This window comes from Streptomyces sp. 184 (assembly GCF_045781775.1).
Lineage (GTDB): Bacteria > Actinomycetota > Actinomycetes > Streptomycetales > Streptomycetaceae > Streptomyces.
The window spans coordinates 3,709,549-3,727,092 of record NZ_CP123230.1 but is presented as its reverse complement, the minus strand read 5'-3'; the positions used below and the strand labels follow the sequence as shown (position 1 = coordinate 3,727,092).

At 74.4% G+C, this 17,544-nt stretch carries 15 protein-coding genes and 1 pseudogene; 2 read left to right on the top strand and 14 right to left on the bottom strand.

Annotated features, from left to right (window positions below):
- Positions 1-3: 3 nt before the first annotated feature.
- The 5 genes and pseudogenes from QBL21_RS15570 to QBL21_RS15550 form a co-directional block, all read right to left on the bottom strand.
- A complete protein-coding gene (locus QBL21_RS15570; RefSeq protein WP_407566442.1) occupies positions 4-324 on the bottom strand; it encodes an MmcQ/YjbR family DNA-binding protein in 321 nt (106 codons plus the stop codon).
- Between the two features lie 53 nt (positions 325-377).
- Positions 378-1,301 (bottom strand): alpha/beta fold hydrolase, encoded by a 924-nt coding sequence (locus QBL21_RS15565; protein WP_407562782.1) that lies wholly within the window; start codon positions 1,299-1,301, stop codon positions 378-380.
- A gap of 139 nt (positions 1,302-1,440) precedes the next feature.
- Complete coding sequence (locus QBL21_RS15560; protein ID WP_407562781.1) at positions 1,441-2,289, bottom strand: GNAT family N-acetyltransferase; 849 nt, start codon at positions 2,287-2,289, stop codon at positions 1,441-1,443.
- Between the two features lie 83 nt (positions 2,290-2,372).
- Positions 2,373-2,731, bottom strand: a pseudogene (locus QBL21_RS15555) (iron chelate uptake ABC transporter family permease subunit); the annotation flags it as partial.
- Positions 2,732-2,813: 82 nt separating this feature from the next.
- Positions 2,814-4,418 (bottom strand): alkaline phosphatase D family protein, encoded by a 1,605-nt coding sequence (locus tag QBL21_RS15550; RefSeq protein WP_407562780.1) that lies wholly within the window; start codon positions 4,416-4,418, stop codon positions 2,814-2,816.
- A 311-nt stretch (positions 4,419-4,729) separates the two neighbouring features.
- Between QBL21_RS15550 and QBL21_RS15545 the strand changes: the two genes are divergently transcribed.
- Positions 4,730-5,737, top strand: a complete 1,008-nt coding sequence (locus tag QBL21_RS15545) for a terpene synthase family protein (RefSeq protein ID WP_407562779.1) — start codon at positions 4,730-4,732, stop codon at positions 5,735-5,737.
- A gap of 24 nt (positions 5,738-5,761) precedes the next feature.
- Here the strand turns inward: QBL21_RS15545 and QBL21_RS15540 are convergent, their stop codons facing one another.
- The 7 genes from QBL21_RS15540 to QBL21_RS15510 form a co-directional block, all read right to left on the bottom strand.
- Complete coding sequence (locus QBL21_RS15540) at positions 5,762-7,201, bottom strand: cytochrome P450 (RefSeq protein WP_407566441.1); 1,440 nt, start codon at positions 7,199-7,201, stop codon at positions 5,762-5,764.
- A gap of 179 nt (positions 7,202-7,380) precedes the next feature.
- Complete coding sequence (locus QBL21_RS15535) at positions 7,381-7,995, bottom strand: GTP-binding protein (protein WP_407562778.1); 615 nt, start codon at positions 7,993-7,995, stop codon at positions 7,381-7,383.
- Positions 7,976-8,329 carry a DUF742 domain-containing protein gene (locus QBL21_RS15530; RefSeq protein ID WP_407562777.1) on the bottom strand — a complete coding sequence of 118 codons (354 nt, stop codon included), beginning with the start codon at positions 8,327-8,329 and terminating at the stop codon, positions 7,976-7,978. The genes QBL21_RS15535 and QBL21_RS15530 overlap by 20 nt, the downstream gene beginning before the upstream one ends.
- Positions 8,326-8,712, bottom strand: coding sequence for a roadblock/LC7 domain-containing protein (locus QBL21_RS15525; RefSeq protein WP_027770884.1), 387 nt, complete (start codon positions 8,710-8,712; stop codon positions 8,326-8,328). Before QBL21_RS15525 ends, QBL21_RS15530 begins: the two co-directional genes overlap by 4 nt.
- Positions 8,713-8,731: 19 nt before the next feature.
- Positions 8,732-10,429, bottom strand: coding sequence for a sensor histidine kinase (locus QBL21_RS15520; RefSeq protein WP_407562776.1), 1,698 nt, complete (start codon positions 10,427-10,429; stop codon positions 8,732-8,734).
- A 166-nt stretch (positions 10,430-10,595) separates the two neighbouring features.
- Positions 10,596-11,234 carry a phosphoribosyltransferase gene (locus QBL21_RS15515; protein ID WP_407562775.1) on the bottom strand — a complete coding sequence of 213 codons (639 nt, stop codon included), beginning with the start codon at positions 11,232-11,234 and terminating at the stop codon, positions 10,596-10,598.
- Between the two features lie 128 nt (positions 11,235-11,362).
- Complete coding sequence (locus QBL21_RS15510; protein WP_407562774.1) at positions 11,363-13,480, bottom strand: alpha-galactosidase; 2,118 nt, start codon at positions 13,478-13,480, stop codon at positions 11,363-11,365.
- Between the two features lie 115 nt (positions 13,481-13,595).
- Between QBL21_RS15510 and QBL21_RS15505 the strand changes: the two genes are divergently transcribed.
- Complete coding sequence (locus tag QBL21_RS15505) at positions 13,596-14,387, top strand: tyrosine-protein phosphatase (RefSeq protein ID WP_407562773.1); 792 nt, start codon at positions 13,596-13,598, stop codon at positions 14,385-14,387.
- Between the two features lie 97 nt (positions 14,388-14,484).
- On the opposite strand, the gene QBL21_RS15500 is transcribed toward QBL21_RS15505, so the two are convergent.
- Positions 14,485-15,864, bottom strand: coding sequence for an aspartate aminotransferase family protein (locus QBL21_RS15500; RefSeq protein ID WP_407562772.1), 1,380 nt, complete (start codon positions 15,862-15,864; stop codon positions 14,485-14,487).
- Positions 15,861-17,543: a 1-deoxy-D-xylulose-5-phosphate synthase gene (locus tag QBL21_RS15495; protein ID WP_407562771.1), complete on the bottom strand. Its 1,683-nt coding sequence runs from the start codon at positions 17,541-17,543 to the stop codon at positions 15,861-15,863. The genes QBL21_RS15500 and QBL21_RS15495 overlap by 4 nt, the downstream gene beginning before the upstream one ends.
- Between the last annotated feature and the right edge of the window lies 1 nt (position 17,544).

Sequence of the window (17,544 nt, the reverse complement as noted above, 5' to 3'; positions counted from 1 at the left end):
GCCTCAGGACTCGCCGGCCAGCTCCGGGTGCTCCGCGAGCAGCCGGGGCGGGGCCGCCTGGCGCCAGGAGTCGGCGACGATGATCTGGAGCTCGTCGAGGTCGTCGAGGGCTGCGATCCGCACCCGTACCCAGGCGAACGGCGCCTCGTGGTCGGCGATCCAGAACTTCCCCGGCTCCGCCAGCGCCAGTTCGTCCCGCTCCACCTTGGGGCAGCGCACCGCGAATGACGTCTCGTCCTCCGGCAGGGTGAGGAACATCTTCCCCTTCACCCGGAAGGTGGGCATGCCCCACGCCAGCTTCTCCGCGGTCTGCGGCAGCGCCATGGCGGTCTTGCGTACGTCCTCGGCGGTGAGGGTCACCGGTGCTCCCCCGTCGGTCACACGTGCTTGTCGAGCCAGTCGAGCAGGTCGGCCTGGACCTCGTCGCGGTTCGTCTCGTTGAGGATCTCATGGCGGGCCCCGGCGTACGCGCGCCAGGTCGGCTCGCGCAGGCCCGCGTAGCGGAAGTCCTCCAGCAGCTCGGCGACGTGCGTGAGGCCCTGGTTGCACGGGTCGCGGTCGCCGACGGCGAGGTGCACGGGCAGGTCGAGGGGGATCCGGGCCACGTTGTACGGGTCGTTGATCTTCCGGGTGCCCAGCACCCAGCCCAGCGACAGCGCGACGTCGAAGGGGAAGCCGCAGCGCTCGTCGGCGACGTAGGCGTCGACCTCGGCGGTGTCGCGGGAGAGCCATTCGAAGCCGGTGCGGTGCTCGTACGGGTCGTTGAAGGACGCGAAGATCTCGGGGACGAAGCCGGAGAGCCCGCCGCGCCCGCGCTCGGCGGCCTCCCCCGCCAGCCGCTGTACCGCGGTCTCGGTCTCCACGCCGGGCAGGCTGCGCAGGATGCCGGTGAGCACCAGGCCGGCCAGGCCCTCGCCGTGCTCCTGGGCGTAGTCGCGGGCGAGCATCGAGCCCATGCTGTGGCCGAGGAGGACGAAGGGCAGCCCGGGGTGGGCGGCGCGCAGCCGGTCGCCGACGGCGGTGAGGTCGTCGACGACGGTGCGCCAGGGGTCGGCGTCGCCGGTGCCGGTGACGCCGTAGCCGCCGGTGGCGGCGGCGGTGGCGCCGTGGCCGCGGTGGTCGGAGGCGACGACGCCGTAGCCGTGGGCGGCGAGGAGGCGGGCGAACCGGTCGTAGCGCAGGCCGTGCTCCGCGGCGCCGTGCACGATCTGCACCAGCGCCCGCGGCCGGCCGCCTTCGGGCAGCCAGGTGTACGCGGCCACGGGGGTGCCGTCCGCGGCCTGGAGGTGGTCGAAGTGCATGCGGCTCGCCTTCCTCGCGATCGATCGGTCCGGTGCGGTGCTCCCGCGGTCGGGGGCGGTCGGGGGCGGTCCGGTGCGGTCCGCCGCGGTGCGGGACCGCCCGGCTCCAGCCTCTCCCGCCGGGGCGCCGGAATCCAGATCAGTCGCCGAAGGAGATCACGAGGTGGTCCTCCACGGGCTCGTAGCCGAGGCGTTGGTACAGCGCGTTGCTGGTGGGGTTGGCGAGGTCGGTGAAGAGGAGCACGTCGCGGACGCCGGCGGCCCGTGCCGCGCTGCTGACGGCGGCGGTGACGGCGGCGCCGTAGCCGCGGCGGCGCAGCGGCGGCGGGGTGTAGACGGGCGCGACGCGGGCCATGCCGGCGACGGTGCGGGTGATGCCGGCGTACGACACGGGCCGGCCGCCGTCCTCCCAGAGCGTCGCGCCGCCGTAGGCGAGCCGGTCGGCCACGGCGCGGGCCGGGTCCCCGGCGCCGGTGCCGGCCTCGGCGGAGAACTGCCGGGTCCATTCGACCAGCAGGTCGCCGTCGTCCCCGGTGCCGGGTCTGGCGTGCCCGGGCGGCGCCGGGTCGGGGGGCACCAGCTCCCCCAGCCGGTAGAGGCGGTGCCGCTCCTCCACGGTGCCGGCCGTGCCGGTGCGCGCGGTCCAGGCGCCGGCGAACGCCTCGGCCGCCGCGCGCCCGGCGTTGACGCCGGGGGTCGGTGACCCGCCGGCCGCGCGCAGCTCCGCCAGCTCGGCGGCGGCGGTCGCCGGCATCCGGCCCAGCAGCACGGGATGCGGCGGGGTGTGCAGGTACGCCCCGGCCACCTGCCCGCCGGGGGCCCGCCACCAGCCGAACTCCGGCGCCCCGTCGCCGAACCGGTCGAGTCCCGCGGCGCCGAGCGCGGTGGTCGCCGTCAGCAGGATGGTGTGCGGGGCGGGCTCGGCGCGCAGGAAGAGTCCGGCCGCGTCGGTGAAGGTGTCGAGGTCGTGTGTCGTCGTCCAGCTCATGCCCCACCCTGCACCGCCGCGGCGTACGGGCGCACATGCGTTTCCGCGTACCGCCCCGGTGTTGACGGTACGCGGGCGGGGGGTCAGCCGCGGCGCCGCTCGCGGACGAGGAGCCACACGAGGCAGGCACCGCCGACGCCGACGGTGACGACGCCGACGGGCAGGACCCGGGGCAGCAGGTGCTGCGCGGCGTGGTCGGCGGCGGCCAGCAGCAGCGCGCCGGTCAGCGCCGAGGCGGTGAGCGCGACGCCGGGGCCGCGGGTCAGGCGCCGGGCGATCTGCGGCGCGGCCAGAGCGACGAAGGCGATCGGCCCGGCCGCCGCGGTGACCGCGGCGGTGAGCACGACCGCGGTGACCGCAGCAGCAGGCGGGTGCGCTCGACACGTACGCCGGGGGCACGGGCGGTGTCGTCCCCCATCTCCATGACGGCCATGGCCCGTTGGCGCGGGCGAGTGCGGCCAGCCGGGCGAGGGGCACGCCGCCGGGCGCGCCCCAACGGCCCGACTCCGGCTCCCGGCTCCGGCTCAGGGCTGCGGGACGCCCGGCTGCTCCACCTCCTGGATGCCCGGCGTGCCCGCCGCCACGTGCACGCGGGCACGGATGGCCACGGGGGCGCCGGGGGTGGAGACGTACGGGACGACGCGGTAGTCGGTGCGCCAGTGCTCGCGGGTCACCTCGCAGACGCCGTAGCCGCGCTGGACGTTGTGGAACCTCATGTGCGGGTTCTCCTGGAGCCAGACCCGGCCCCACTCGTCCTGGTCCGAGCCGTTGCCGCCGGAGCTGATCGAGGTGCCGAGGAACTCGACGCCGACGGTGGCGGATGCGGGGTCGTCGAAGTCGTGCTTGAGGTCGGCCGCCACGCTGCGGTGGGCGTCGCCGGTGACGACGACGAAGTTGCCGATGCCGCGCTTCTCGACGCCGTCGAAGAGGCGCTGCCGCGCGGCGGCGTACCCGTCCCAGGTGTCCATGCCGAACGCCTGCTCGATGCCCTCGGCGGAGTCGCCCTGCATGGTCATGATCTGGTTGGCCATCACGTCCCAGGTGGTACGCGACCGGGTGAGCCCGTCGAGCAGCCACGCCTCCTGCTCGGCGCCGAGCATGGTGCGCTCGGGGTCCAGCCGCTCGTCGCAGTCGAACTGCCGCCCGTCGCCGCACGCCTGGTTGTCGCGGAACTGGCGGGTGTCGACGACGTGGAACTGGGCGAGGGTGCCGTAGGGCAGCCGGCGGTAGAGCTGCATGTGCGGTCCCGCGGGCAGCGAGGAGCGGCGCAGCGGCAGGTTCTCGTAGTACGCCTGGAAGGCGGCGGCGCGCCGCGCCTCGAACTCGGCGCCGCCGACGTCGTCGCCGTCGAGTCCGTCGGCCCAGTTGTTGTCGACCTCGTGGTCGTCGAGCACCACGATCCACGGGTGGGCGGCGTGCTCCGCCTGGAGGTCGGGGTCCAGCTTGTACTGGCCGTAGCGCACCCGGTAGTCGGCGAGGGAGTGGATCTCGCGGGCGGGCAGGTGGCCGCGGCCGACGGCGCCCTGGCCGCTGCCCTCGTAGATGTAGTCGCCGAGGTGGACGACGACGTCCACGTCCTCCTCGGCGAGGTGGCGGTGCGCGGTGAAGTGGCCGTCGGGGTAGTTCTGGCAACTGACGAAGGCGAAGGCCATCGAGGCGATCGCGGCGTCGGCGGCCGGCGCGGTCCTGGTGCGCCCGGCGGCGCTGACGTGCCGGCCGACGCGGAAGCGGTACCAGTACTCCCGGTCCGGCCGAAGCCCCCGGACCTCCGCGTGCACGGAGTGCCCCAGCTCCGGTACGGCCCACTCCACCCCGGCGCGCCGGACCCGCCGGAACCGCGGGTCCTCGGCGACCTGCCAGAGCACCGGCACCTTGTACCCGGGCATCCCGCCCCCGCCGTCCGCCGCCAGCGGCTCGGGCGCGAGCCGGGTCCACAGCACGACCCCGTCCGGCGCCGGGTCGCCGGAGGCGACGCCGAGGGCGAACGGGTCGCCGCGAAAGCGCGGCTCGGCCCACGCGGGCGCGGCGGACAGGGCGGCGACCGGCAGCGCGGCGGCCAGGGACACCCCGGACGCGAGCGCGAGGAAACGGCGGCGGCTGAAACCCGGGGTGCTGGTGAAACGAGACAAGGGGCCTCCCAGTGAGCGGTGCCTGAGTCCTGAGCGACGCGTGGGGGGCCGCACCAACATAGGGGCGTACGGGCACGGTCGGGCACCTCTTGCGGCTATCTCGGTCGAATGACGAACGGGCGCGGAGAATCCGTGTCCGATATCGCTCGGCGCATTCCGTCGTAGGTATAGCCAAAGAACATGCGAACAGGTTGCCGCACACGCGTGCACGGGCAGGTACGGCGCGTCACTGTCGATTCCTGGCCCCGAGGAGACAGAACATGACACCCAAGAGGAACAGGAGTGGCGCAGATTCTCACGAATCGACTCCCGTGGAGGTCACTTTTCCGCCGATCTCATGTCCGATTCCGGCCCGGCTGCACCCCGAGGCGGCGGGTCTCGACGACCACATTCTCGCCTGGGCGCGCCACGCCGACCTGATCCGCGACGGGTCCGCCGCCGGCCACTTCCACCGCGCCGGCTTCGGCCGGTTCGCCGCCGCCGTCTACCCCCGCGCCGACCGGCTGGAGCTGGTCGCCGAGTGGCAGGTCTACAACTGGATCGTCGACGACCAGCTCGACGAGGGCCACGTCGCCCGCACCACCGCCCAGCGGTTGCACACGGCCGCCGAGCTGTGCGCCCAGCTCGACCCCGACCTCAACGCGCCGGCGCCCGCCGGCCCCCTCGCCACCGCGCTCGCCGACCTGTGGGAGCGTACGGCCAAGCCCTTCTCGCACGCCTGGCGCGAGCGGTTCGCCGCGCACTACCGCGACTTCCTGTCCTTCACGATCCTCCCGCACACCGAACCGGCCCGGACGGCCCGCCAGACGCTCGCCGACTTCCGGCGCCGCCGCCGGCTCAACTCCGGCTGCGAGATGAGCTTCGACCTGATCGAGCCCGCGAACTCCGTCGAGATCCCGGCCGCCGTCGCCGCCAGCGACGCGTACCGGGCGGTCCGGGACGCCGCCAACGACGTCATCTCCTGGACCAACGACATCTACTCGGTGCACAAGGAGACCGCCCGCGGCGATCACGACCACCTCGCCGCCGTGCTGTGGCGGCTGAACGGCGGCACCTGGCAGCAGGCCCTCGACGAGGCGGCAGCCCGGGTCGCCGAGCGCACCGAGGACTTCGCGTCCGCCTGCCGCGACGTACGCACCATGCGGCCGCTGTTCGGGCTCGACCCCGGCCGGTGGGCGGTGGTCGAGGCGTCACTCGCCGACCTCGGCGACTGGATCGCGGGCAGCCTGGAGTGGCACGGCTGGTCGCCGCGCTACCGGGAGGTGGCCACCACCGGGGTCGGCAGCGCACCCGCGTACATCGAGCCGCACCTCGTCTGACGGCGCCTCAGCACCCGCGGCGCCTCAGTATCCGCGCCACCACACCACCAGCGTCCGCCACAGCGACGGCCGCCGCCGCCTGCCGGGCGCCGCACGTACGTCCGCCGGGAGGCCGTTGGGCGACGCCTCGGACCCGGGGCCGGGGGCCGGGGCCGCGGCCCCGGGCGCGGAAGCGCTCGCCACCGCGGCCGGTACGCGCTCCGCCGCGGCCGGCGCCCCGTTGGCGGGTACGGAACGGCCCGGCACGACGGAGGCCACCGGCTGACCGGGGGCCGCGCCCGTGTCCGGCCCGACCGGGGTGAAGGCCACGGGCAGCTCGACCAGTTCCCGGGAGAGCAGCGACGTGCGGTGCCTCAGCTCCTTCTCCTCCGCCGCCAGGCGCAGATCCGGCAGCCGGGCCAGCAGCGTGTCGATCCCGGTGTCGGCGATGGCCCGGCCGATGTCCTGGCCCGGGCACTCGTGCGGACCGCCGCTGAACGCCAGGTGCGAGCGGTTGCCGTGCACCGGAACATCCAGGTCGGGGCGGATCTCCGGATCGAGGTTGCCCGCGGCCAGGCCGAGGATCAGCAGGTCACCGGCCTTGATCTGCTGCCCGGCCAGCTCCGTGTCGCCGGTGGCGTACCGCCCGTAGACGGCGGTGAACGGCGGCTCGTCCCAGAGCACCTGCTCCAGCGCGTCCGGCAGCGTCATCTGGCCGCCGGCCAGGTTGCCGCGGAAGCGGCTGTCGGTGAGCACCATGCGCAGCGTGTTCGCGATGAGGTTGGCGGTGGTGGAGTACGCGGCGATCAGCACCAGCCGCAGGTGCTCGACCAGTTCGTCGTCGCCGAGTCCCGAGTCGTGCGCCACCAGCCAGGAGGCGAAGTCGTGGCCGGGCGACGCCTGCTTGCGCGCCACCAGGTCGCGCAGCGTCTGCACGATGTACTCGTTGCTCGCGATGGCCGTCTCGGAGCCCTTGACCATGTCCCGTGCGGCCTCGACCAGTTGCGGGCCGTACGACTCGGTCATGCCGAGCGCCTTGGTCATCACCAGCATCGGCAGGTGCTCCGCGAACTGGCCGACCAGGTCCGCCCGGCCGGTGGGCGCGAACTCGTCGATGAGCTGCCCGGCGAAGCGGGTGACGTGGCGCCGGATGCCGTGCCGGTCGAAGCGCTTCATGCTGTCGGTGACCGCGGAGCGCAGCCGCCGGTGCTCGGAGCCGTCCACGAAGGAGCACATCGGCACCCAGGTGACCAGCGGCAGCAGCGGGTTGTCCGGCCCGACCTGGCCGTCCCGCAGGAAGCGCCAGTTGCGCGAGTCGCGGGAGAAGCGGGTCGGGTTGCGGGTGACGTCCAGCAGCTCGCGGTAGCCGAGGACCAGCCAGGCGGGCAGGTCGCCGTTGACGCGGACCGGCGCGACCGCGCCGTGCTCGGCGCGCAGCTTCTCGTACAGGCCGTACGGGTTCGCCGCCGCCTCGGGGCCGTGCATCCGGGCCGGGCCGTCCGCATCGCCGGCGTGCGCGGGGCAGCCGGGCGGCGGCGCCGCGGCGGCCGGACCGCCGGCGGGGGCGGCGGGGTCAGCGGGGTCAGCGGGGTCAGCGGGGTCAGCGGCCGGGCCGGTGCCCGGATCGGGTGGGTCTGCTGCCGGTACGGGGCCGGAATCGGTCGTCACGACGCCTCCGTGGTCAGGGCGAGGGAGTGCAGGAAGCGCACCAGGGACTTCAGGACGCTGCGGGAGGAGTCGCGGTCACGCGCGTCGCAGGTGATGAGCGGCACGTGCTCGGGGAGGTCGAGCGCGGCGCGTATCTCGTCGAGGGAGTGGCCCGGGGCGTCCGGGAAGCGGTTGACCGCGACGAGGAACGGCACGGCGCCCTCCTCCAGCCGGCCCAGCACGTCGAAGCAGGCTTCGAGCCGGCGGGTGTCGACCAGGACCACGGCGCCCAGGGCGCCCTCGAAGAGGCCCTGCCACAGGAACCAGAAGCGCTGCTGGCCGGGCGCGCCGAACAGGTAGAGCACCAGCCGCTCGTTGAGGCTGATGCGGCCGAAGTCCATGGCGACGGTGGTCTCGCTCTTGTCCGGCACGCCGGCGAGGTGGTCCACGCCCTCGCCGGCCCGGGTCATCGTCTCCTCGGTCGTCATCGGCTCGATCTCGCTCACCGCGCCGACCATGGTCGTCTTCCCGACGCCGAACCCGCCCACGACCTTGACCGACGTGGTCGCCGAGGCCGGCAGCAGATCCTCGCTGCGCGGACCCACGACGGCGTCAAAGCTGTTCGAGTCCATCCATTACTTCCTCGAGGAGTCGCAGATCTGCCACCGGCGGCACGGAAGAGCGGGTCTCGACCGCGCCCTCCGCCATCAGGTCCGCGACGAGCACCGCCACCGCGCTGAAGGGCAGGCGCAGATAGGCGGTCAGCTCGGCGACGGACAGCGGCGCGCGGCACAGCCGGATGATGGCCGCGCGCTCGGGCTGCATCCCGGGCGCCGGCTGCGCCCGGGAGATGACGAGGGTGACCAGGTCGAGTGCGTCCTGGGCGGCGGAGCCGCTGCGCCCTCCGGTGATGACGTAGAGCCGTTCGGGACCGTCGTCGTGCCACTCGTGGTCCGCTTCGCTCATATGGCCTGTCCGTCGCTCCGCGGTGGGCTTGTCAGGTGTGCCCCGATGCGTGCCACGAGATCGCGCATGCGCTGGCCCATCAGGCCGGCGTCGACCCCCTCGTCGGCCGCGACCGCCAGATAGGCTCCGGCACCCGCGGCCATGAGATAGAAGAAGCCGCCGCTGACCTCGATGACCAGCATCCGCATCTTGCCGTTGCTGTGCGGGAAGACGCCGGCGATCGACTTGGCCAGGCTCTGGAGTCCGGCGCAGGCGGCCGCGAGCCGGTCGGCCGTGTCCGGCTCGGTGCCGTGCTGTGCCATCCGCAGCCCGTCGGAGGACAGGACCACGACGTGCCGGGTCTCGGGGACGCTCTCGGCCAGATCCCGGAGCATCCAGTCCATGTCCGCTCGCTGCGCCACGTCAGTCCTCCTCGCCCGATGATGGATTCGACGGTTCCGCCGCCCCGTCGTCGTGCCGGGGGCGGCCGGAGGGTTCCGGCCGTATCTCCTCGGCCTGCGCGCCCTCGCCGCGGGCGGGTCCGCCCGGCTCCTTCCGCTCGTCCGCGGCGCCCGCGGGGGCGGCCTCCCCGGCCGGCGGCTCGCCCTCCAGTCCGCGGGTGAAGTCGCCGAGCCACAGGCCCGGTTCGACGCCGCGGCTCTCCGCGTCGCCGTTCTCGGTCCCGGTCGGGTACGCGGTGGCCGTGCGCCGTCCGGGCGCGTGCCCGCCGGCCGCCGGGGTGGCCGGGGGCACGGCCGGGGCCCGGCGGCGGCGCTGCGGCAGGTTGCCGGCGACCGGTTCGGCGTGCGCGGGCGGCGAGGGCTGCGGGCCCGCCTGCCGCGCGGGCGGCACCCGGTCCCGGGTGCGCCGCAGGCCGGCGCGCGCCTCGGCGCTCCCGGCGATCCCGGCGGGCGGCGGGGTGGAGTTGCGCAGGGGGCGCGGGCCGGAGGTGGCGCCGATGCCGTGCGCGGTGCCGGTGGCGGGCGTGGTGGTGAGCAGGACCTGCGGCACGACGAGCACCGCGCGTACGCCGCCGTACGCGGACGGGCGCAGGGAGACGCGGAAGTCGTACGTCTGCGCCAGCCGGCCGACGACCGCGAGCCCGAGCCGCGGGGTCTCGCCGAGGTCGTTGAGGTCGATGCCGGCCTGGGCCTCGGCGAGCATGTGCTCGGCGCGCTCGCGCGCCTCCTCGCTCAGGCCCACGCCGCCGTCCTCGATCTCGATGGCGACGCCCGACTGCACCTCGGTGGCGGACAGGTGGACCTTGGCGTGCGGCGGCGAGTAGCGGGTGGCGTTGTCGAGGAGTTCGGCGACGGCGTGGATCAGCGGCTCGACGGCCGAGCCCACGACGGCGACCTCGGCCACGGGGTGGAGTTCGACCCGCTGGTAGTCGATGATCCGGGACATGCCGCCGCGCAGCACGCTGTAGAGGGCGATGGCCTTGCCCCACTGGCGCCCGGGGCGGTCGCCGCCGAGCACGGCGATGCTGTCGGCGAGCCGGCCGACCAGCGCGGTGCCGTGGTCGAGCTTGAGCAGGTCGGCGAAGAACTCGTGCCGCCGGCCGTGCCGGTCCTCCATCTCCCGCAGGCTGCGCGCCTGCTGGTGGATGATGGCCTGCACCCGGCGGGCGATGTTGACGAAGCCGCGCTCGGCGGAGACGCGCAGGTCCTCGGCGTTCTGCACCGCCTCGACGACGGAGCGCAGCGCGGTCGCGTGGGCCGCGCGGACCTGCGGGGTCAGGGACTTCTCGGCCTCTATGTCGGTGAGCACGTCCTCGGCGTACTCGCCCCGCTGGAGCCGCGCGACCGCCTGCGGCAGCAGGCCCGCGAGCCGCACCATCTCGGCTTCCTGGGCCGCGAGCCGGCGCTCCCACGCGGCCTGGTGGTCGGCGTGTCTGGCGTACAGCTCGCTGGCGGCCCGCCCGCGGCGCTCGGCCTCGGCAGCGGCCAGCGCGACCACGAGGGCGGCGACGGCGCCGCACACCGCGACGGGCGTACGCACGTCGGCGCCGACGAGCGGCAGGGCGATGGCCGTGCTCACGACCACGACGGCGGTGGGTATCAGCCACCAGCGGACGAAACCGGTCCGCCGGGCGCCGGAGGCGGGTCCCGCTGGATCCATGAGCATCCTCAGAGTCGAACGACTGTGTGACGCCGAGCGGTCACGCTGAGCATCGCAAGCAGCTTAGTGCGCTCCGCTTGCCGCTGGCATAAGTTCTCAGCATGTCCAACCAACGCCCTATTCACGTTAGTTGACAACTACTCAGCCATTCTGTTCTGACCGATTTTCAGCCAGTACCGAGCAGTTCGAGCACATCGTCATCCGTTAGCTGCTCGAAGTCGTCGTACCAGACTCCGACCGCGCCGAACGCCGCCGGCGCGTGCAGACACGTCACATCGTCCGCCTCGCTCCGTACCGCCCGCAGGCCGCCCGGGGAGGCCACGGGCACCGCCAGCGTGAGCCGCGAGGGCCCCGCCGCCCGGGCCGCGCGCAGCGCCGCGCGGGCGGTCACGCCGGTGGCGAGCCCGTCGTCCACGACGACCGTCCAGCGTCCGGCTAGCGCGGGTGCCGGCCGGCCGCCGCGGTAGACCTCCGCGCGGCGGCGCAGCTCGGCGCGCTCCCGTTCGGCGGTGGCCGCGAGGTCGCCGGCGGTGAGTCCGGCGGCGGCGAGCGCGTCCGGGTCGTAGAGCGGCGGGGTGTCGCCCGCCACCGCGCCGAGGCCGTACTCGGGGTGGCGCGGGTGGCCGATCTTGCGGACGGGCAGCACGTCGAGGGGGGCGCCGAGGCCGCGGGCGACCTCGTACGCCACGGGCACGCCGCCGCGCGGCAGCGCGAGCACCACGGCCGCGGGCCCGGCGCCGGGCCGGCCGTCCCGCAGCCGCCGGGCGAGCGCGCGGCCCGCCTCCGTACGGTCCTGGAAGCGCATGGTCCCGCTCCGTCGGGGTCCCCCCGGTCACGTCACATTGTGCGACGGCCCGCGCGGGAACGCACCTCGCGCGGGCCGCGTACGGTCGGGGTCTGCGCGGCCCGCGGGGGCCGCCGGCGGGGTGGCCGTCAGCGGCGGCGCAGGTGCACCACCGTGGCGTCGAGGTCCCCGGCCAGCCCCGTGTGCAGCCCCCGGTGCGCGAGCACCGCCCCCCGCAGCACCTCGCCGGGCTCGCCGCCGGCCAGCACCTCGTACTCCGCGCCGGTGTCCAGCGCGGCGAGGCGCAGCGGCGGCAGCGGCTCGTTGTAGCGCTGGGCCTGGAGCCAGGCGAGGACGACGGCCTCGTCGGCGCGTTCGGGGTCGTCGCCCAGGACGTACTGCACGGCGGTCAGGCCCTCCTGCGGCTCGCGCAGCCGGTAGAGCCGGCCGAGCTGGACGGCGGGGCGGATGCGCTTGTACAGGTCCACCCAGCGGGCGGCCTCGGCCAGCTCCTCGTCGCTCCACCGCGCGAGGTCGCCGCCGACGCCGAGCACGCCGGCCATGGAGCTGACGAAGCGGTAGCGCAGGCTGCTGACGCGGCTCTGCATCTGCTCGTTGGGGCTGTCGGTGACCCAGGCGGCCGTGACCCGGGCGGGGTGGATCTGGCCGATGCCGTGCTGGATGGGCAGCCGGTCGAGCGGGTCGGTGTTGTCGGAGGTCCACACCTGGTCCGTACGGGACAGGATGCCCAGGTCGATCCGGCCGCCGCCGCCCGAGCAGGACTCGAAGGCGACGTGCGGGTGCGCGGCGCGCAGCCGGTCCAGCAGCTCGTACAGCCCCCGCACGTGCGGGACGGACGGGTCGGTGCGCGCGCCGGGCTCGGTCAGGGAGCGGTTGAAGTCCCACTTGACGTAGTCGATGGGCGCGGAGCGCAGCAGCTCGTCGAGCTGCTCCCACAGATGGGTGCGGACGTCGCGCCGGCCGAGGTCCAGCACGAGCTGGTGGCGGAACTCGGTGCGCCGGCGGTCCGGCCGGTGGTGGACCCAGTCGGGGTGGGCGCGGTAGAGGTCGCTGTCGGGGTTGACCATCTCCGGCTCGACCCAGATGCCGAAGTGCATGCCGAGGCCGTGGACCTCGTCGGCGAGCGGCTTCAGCCCTTCGGGGAAGCGGTCGGGGTTGGGCGTCCAGTCGCCGAGTCCGGCCCGGGCGTGGGTGCGCTTGCCGAACCAGCCGTCGTCTACGACGAACAGCTCCACGCCCATCGCCGCGGCCCGCCGCGCCAGCTCGCGCTGGTGGCCCTGCTCGACGTCGAACTTGGTGGCCTCCCACGAGTTGTAGAGGACGGGCCGGGGGATGTGCGCGTCCGGGACGACGTGCGCGAGCTGCCAGGCGTGCCAGGCGCGGGACGCGGCGCCGAAGCCGCCCGCGGTGTAGAGGCCGGCGAAGACGGGCGCGGTGTACGACTCGCCGGGGGCGAGCCGGACCAGCCCGGAGTCGTCGTGCCCGGCGCCGCCGACGGCCTGCACGACGCCGTCGTCGAGCTGCTGCACGGCGATGCGCCAGGACCCGGACCAGGCCAGCGCACAGCCGTAGACCTCGCCGTGCTCCTCGCCCGCGGTGCCGTCGTCGAGGGCGATCCAGGGCAGGTGGCGGTGCGAGGTGTGGCCGCGGCGGCTGCCGATGACGGTCTCGCCGGGGGTCAGCTCGGCGCGCGCGAGCAGGCTCTCGGCGGCCCAGCGGCCGTGCAGGTGGGACAGCCGGCGGCGGTCGGCGCGGGGCAGCGTCCAGGCCGCGGAGTCCAGCCGCAGCAGATCCAGCGCGGGGTCGTCCGGGCCGCCCTCGTGGGCGGCGGTGGCCCAGCGCTCCAGCACGTCGGCGCCGGCGCGCATGCGGTAGTGGAGGGTGACGGCGAGGCGGTGCACGGGGTCGTGGAAGGTGAGCCGCAGCACGTCGCCGGAGGTCTCGGCGCCGCGGAACTCCCACTCGCTGCCCCGCCCGCCGTCGCCGGACGCGGCGCGTACGCAGAGCGCGGGCCGCACGAAGCGGGGCCCGCCCTCCACGGGGTACTCCTCGCGGCCGTCGAGGGGCGATTCGAAGGAGCGGGAGCGCGGCGGGCGCTCCTCGGCCAGCGCCTCGGCGTCGGCGAGCGTGAGCCGCGGTCCCCAGTGGAGATGCAGCAGCTCGTCGTGTCTGCCCAGCCGCAGGGCGTAGCTGCTGTGCGGACCCGACAGCAGCCAGATCCGACCGTTCCCACCGACCTCGACCATTCCGTCTCCCATAACTCAACAGAGATACACAACATCGCAGCCGGGGGGTTCCTTGTCCAGCGTGCCTTTGTCGTACTGTCGAAGTGCCGCGCCTCCCCGACGTTACGGAGCCTCGATGACGCAGACGACCGAGCCGGAGCTGACCGGTGTCCGCAACTTCCGCGACGTCGGCGGTCTGCCCGCCGCCGGCGGGGGGCAGACCCGGCACGGCCGGCTCTACCGCAGCGGGCACCTGGCCCACGCCACCGCCGAGGACGCCGCCTTCCTCGACTCGCTCGGCCTGCACACCGTCTTCGACTTCCGCAACGCCGCCGACATCCGCCTCGACGGCCCCGACATCGACCTTCCGGGCGTACGGAACGTCAACCTGCCGCTCAACGACCCGGCCGAGGGCAAGGAGTTCTGGAAGCTGGTCCGCGACGGCGACATACCCACGCTCAGCTCGCTGCTCGGCGAGGGCAAGGCCGCGGCCCGCATGGAGGACTCGTACCGCGACATGATCCTCCACCGCAACGCGGAGCACTCCCGGGTCCTGCACTCGCTGGCCGACGGCCGCACGCCCGCCCTGCTGCACTGTGCGGCGGGCAAGGACCGGGCCGGGCTGACCATCGCGCTCGCGCTGCTGGCCGTGGGCGTCGAGCGGGAGGCGATCGAGGCGGACTACCTGGAGTCCAACGCCCAGCACCGGCGCTACCGGGTCCAGCGCGGCGAGCGGGCCCAGGGCGGTACCTCGCCCGAGGTGATGGAGCTGCTGAGCCCGCTCTTCGACGCGCGGGCGAGCTACCTGGGCGCCGCGTTCGACACGATCGCCGGGCGCTGGGGCACCGTCGACCGCTACCTGCGCGAGGCGCTGGAGCTGAGCGACGCGACCCTCGAACGGCTGCGCGCGCACCTGCTGACGGCCTGACCGCCGCGGCCGGGGCCGTCCCGGCGGCGCGACGTGTCCTCGGCCGCCGGGCCGCGCGACCCGCCCCGCGGTCAGTCGAGCAGCCCGAGCAGCCCGTTCAGCGGCCGGAGACCGCCTGTTTGGCCAGGGTGCGGCCGAACTCCCAGATCAGCCCGCCGCCCGCGTGCGCCTCGTCCATCACGGAGGTGAACGCGTCCACGAACCGCCGCACTTCGGCCTCGCCGATCACCAGCGGCGGCAGCAGCTTGATGACCTCCTGCCGGTCGCCGGAGACCTGGGTGAGGATGCGGTGGCGCTGGAGCAGCGGCACCACGATCAACTGCGCGAACAGACCCTTGCGGGCGGCCTGGAGCAATGTCCAGCGCCCGCGCAGCTTCAGCGACGCCGGCCTGCCGAACTCGATGCCGATCATCAGCCCCCGGCCGCGCACGTCGTGCAGCAGCTCGTACCGGTCGATCAGCCCCGCAAGCTCCGTGCGCAGCAGGTCGCCGGTGTCCCGGGCGTTCTCGACGAGCTTCTGGTCCTCCAGCACGTGCAGGGTGGCGAGCCCGGCGGCCATCGCGGGCGCGTTGGTGCCGAAGCTCGCCGAGTGCACCAGCACGCGGTCCATGGACGAGTAGACCTTCTTGAAGATCCACTCGCGGCCCAGGGTGGCGCCGACGGGCACGTACCCCCCGGACAGCGCCTTGGCGAGGCAGACGAGGTCGGGCTCGACGCCCTCCTCGTGCTGGTACGCGAAGAACTCGCCGGTACGCCCCATGCCCGTCTGCACCTCGTCGGCGACCAGCAGCCCGCCGTGCTTGTGCAGCAACTCCCGCGCCGTGCGCAGATAGCCCGGCGGCGGCGCGTGCACGCCCTTGCCCTGGATCGGCTCGACCACCAGCGCCGCGACGTCGCCGGCGCGCAGCTCCCGGCCGAGCGCGTCGAGGTCGCCGAGCGGGATCGCGGTGTCCGGCAGCAGCGGCGCGAACCCGTCGCGGAACGCCTCGACGCCGTTGACGGAGAGCGAGCCGGTGGTCAGCCCGTGGAACGCCTGGTCGCAGTAGAGGACGCGGGGCTTGCCGGTCGCGTACCGGGCGAACTTCAGCGCGGTCTCGACGGCCTCGGTGCCGCTGTTGGAGAAGAACACCCGGTCCAGGTGCGGCGTGTGCGTCAGCAGCTTCTCCGCCAGCAGCCCGGGCAGCGGCTGGCAGTCGAAGCGGGTGAGGTCGGCGAGGTCCAGGTCGAGCACGTCGTGCAGGGCCTTGCGGACCACCGGGTGGTTGCGGCCCAGCCCCATGACGCCGAAGCCGGCGAGGAGGTCGAGGTAGTCCCGGCCCTCCTCGTCGTAGAAGTACGCACCCTCGCCGCGCACGTACGTCTTGTCGAAGCCCAGCGTGTGCAGCATCCGCGGCAGTTGGTGGTTGAGGTACCGGGCGTGCAGGTCGTAGCGCTCTCCCCCGCGCTCGGCCAGCAGCGCCCCGATGTCGAAGCTCATCGGGTGCTTTCTTCCCTCTGTCTGGTACGGGCCGGCTCCCCGGCCCGGGCGGCGGGCACCCCGCCGACGGCGGCGGCGATCCGGGCCGGGGTCAGCCCGGCCTCGGCCAGGACCTCGGCCCGCGTACCGTGCGGCAGGAACCGCTCCGGCAGGCCGAACGTGCGCAAGGGTACGTCGACTTCGGCATCCCGCAGCGCCCGGGCGACGGCGGCGCCGACGCCGGAGCCGACGCTGTTGTCCTCGGCCACGGCGACGACGCGGAACCGGTCCGCCAGCGGCGGCAGTTGCGCGTCGACGGGCTTGACCCAGCGCGGGTCGACGACGGTGCAGCCCAGCCCCCGCCCGGCGAGCAGTCCTGCCGCCTCCAGGCAGACGGGCGCCATGGCGCCGGCCGCGACGAGGAGCACGTCCTCGCGCTCGTCGCGGCGCAGCACGTCCATGCCCCCGATCCGTGCGGTCGCGGGTATCGGCTCGGACACCGTGCCCCTGGGGAAGCGGACGACGGTGGGCGTGTCGTCGACGGCGACGGCCTCGCGCAACTGGGCGCGCAACTGGTCGGCGTCACGTGGCGCGGCGATCCTGAGGCCCGGGACGACCTGGAGGATCGACATGTCCCACATGCCGTGGTGCGAGGCGCCGTCCGGCCCGGTCACGCCGGCCCGGTCGAGCACGAACGTCACCCCGCAGCGGTGCAGCGCGACGTCCATCAGCACCTGGTCGAACGCCCTGTCCAGGAACGTGGCGTAGACCGCGACGACGGGGTGCAGCCCGCCGGTCGCCAGGCCCGCGGCGGACACCGCGGCGTGCTGCTCGGCGATGCCGACGTCCCACACCCGCCCGGGGTACGCCGCGGCGAACGCGGCGAGCCCGGTGGGGTGGAGCATGGCGGCGGTGATCGCCACCACGTCGTCGCGTTCGGCGCCGATGCGTACCAGCTCGTCGGAGAAGACCGAGGTCCACGACGGCGCGGTGGCCGGCGCGACCGGCTCGCAGGTGAGCGGGTCCATGACGCCGACCGTGTGGAAGTGGTCGGCCTCGTCGTCCAGCGCGGGCTGGTAGCCGCGGCCCTTCTCGGTCAGGCAGTGCACGAGGACCGGCCCGTGGAACCGCTTGGCGCGGCGCAGCGCGGACTCGACGGCGGCGGTGTCGTGCCCGTCGACGGGGCCGACGTACTTCAGCCCCAGGTCCTCGAACATGCCCTGCGGCGCGAAGGCGTCCTCGAAGCCCTTCTTCGCGCCGTGCAGCGAGTCGTACAGCGGCCTGCCCACCACCGGGGTGCTGCCCCGCACCTCGTTGGCCTTGGCCAGGCCGTCGGCCCAGCCGAGCACCGTGGAGGCGTGGCTGTTCTCGATCACGTCGTGCTCGGACTCGGCCCGCGAGGGGTAGCCGGACAGGCCGCCCCTGCCGCGCAGCGCGGCGAAGTCCTGCCGCCCGGTGAGCAGCTTGTGCACGTACGACTGGTGGCCGGTGTCCCACAGGATGCGGTCGGCCGGCGAGTCGAAGACCCGGTGCAGGGCGAGGGTCAGCTCGACCACGCCGAGGTTCGGCCCGAGGTGGCCGCCGGTGCGGGCGACCGCGTGGACGAGGAACTCGCGGATCTCCCCGGCCAGTTCGGCCAGCCGCTCCGGCGGCAGCGCCTTCAGGTCGCCAGGGCCTCCGATGCTGTCCAGGAGCGGCATC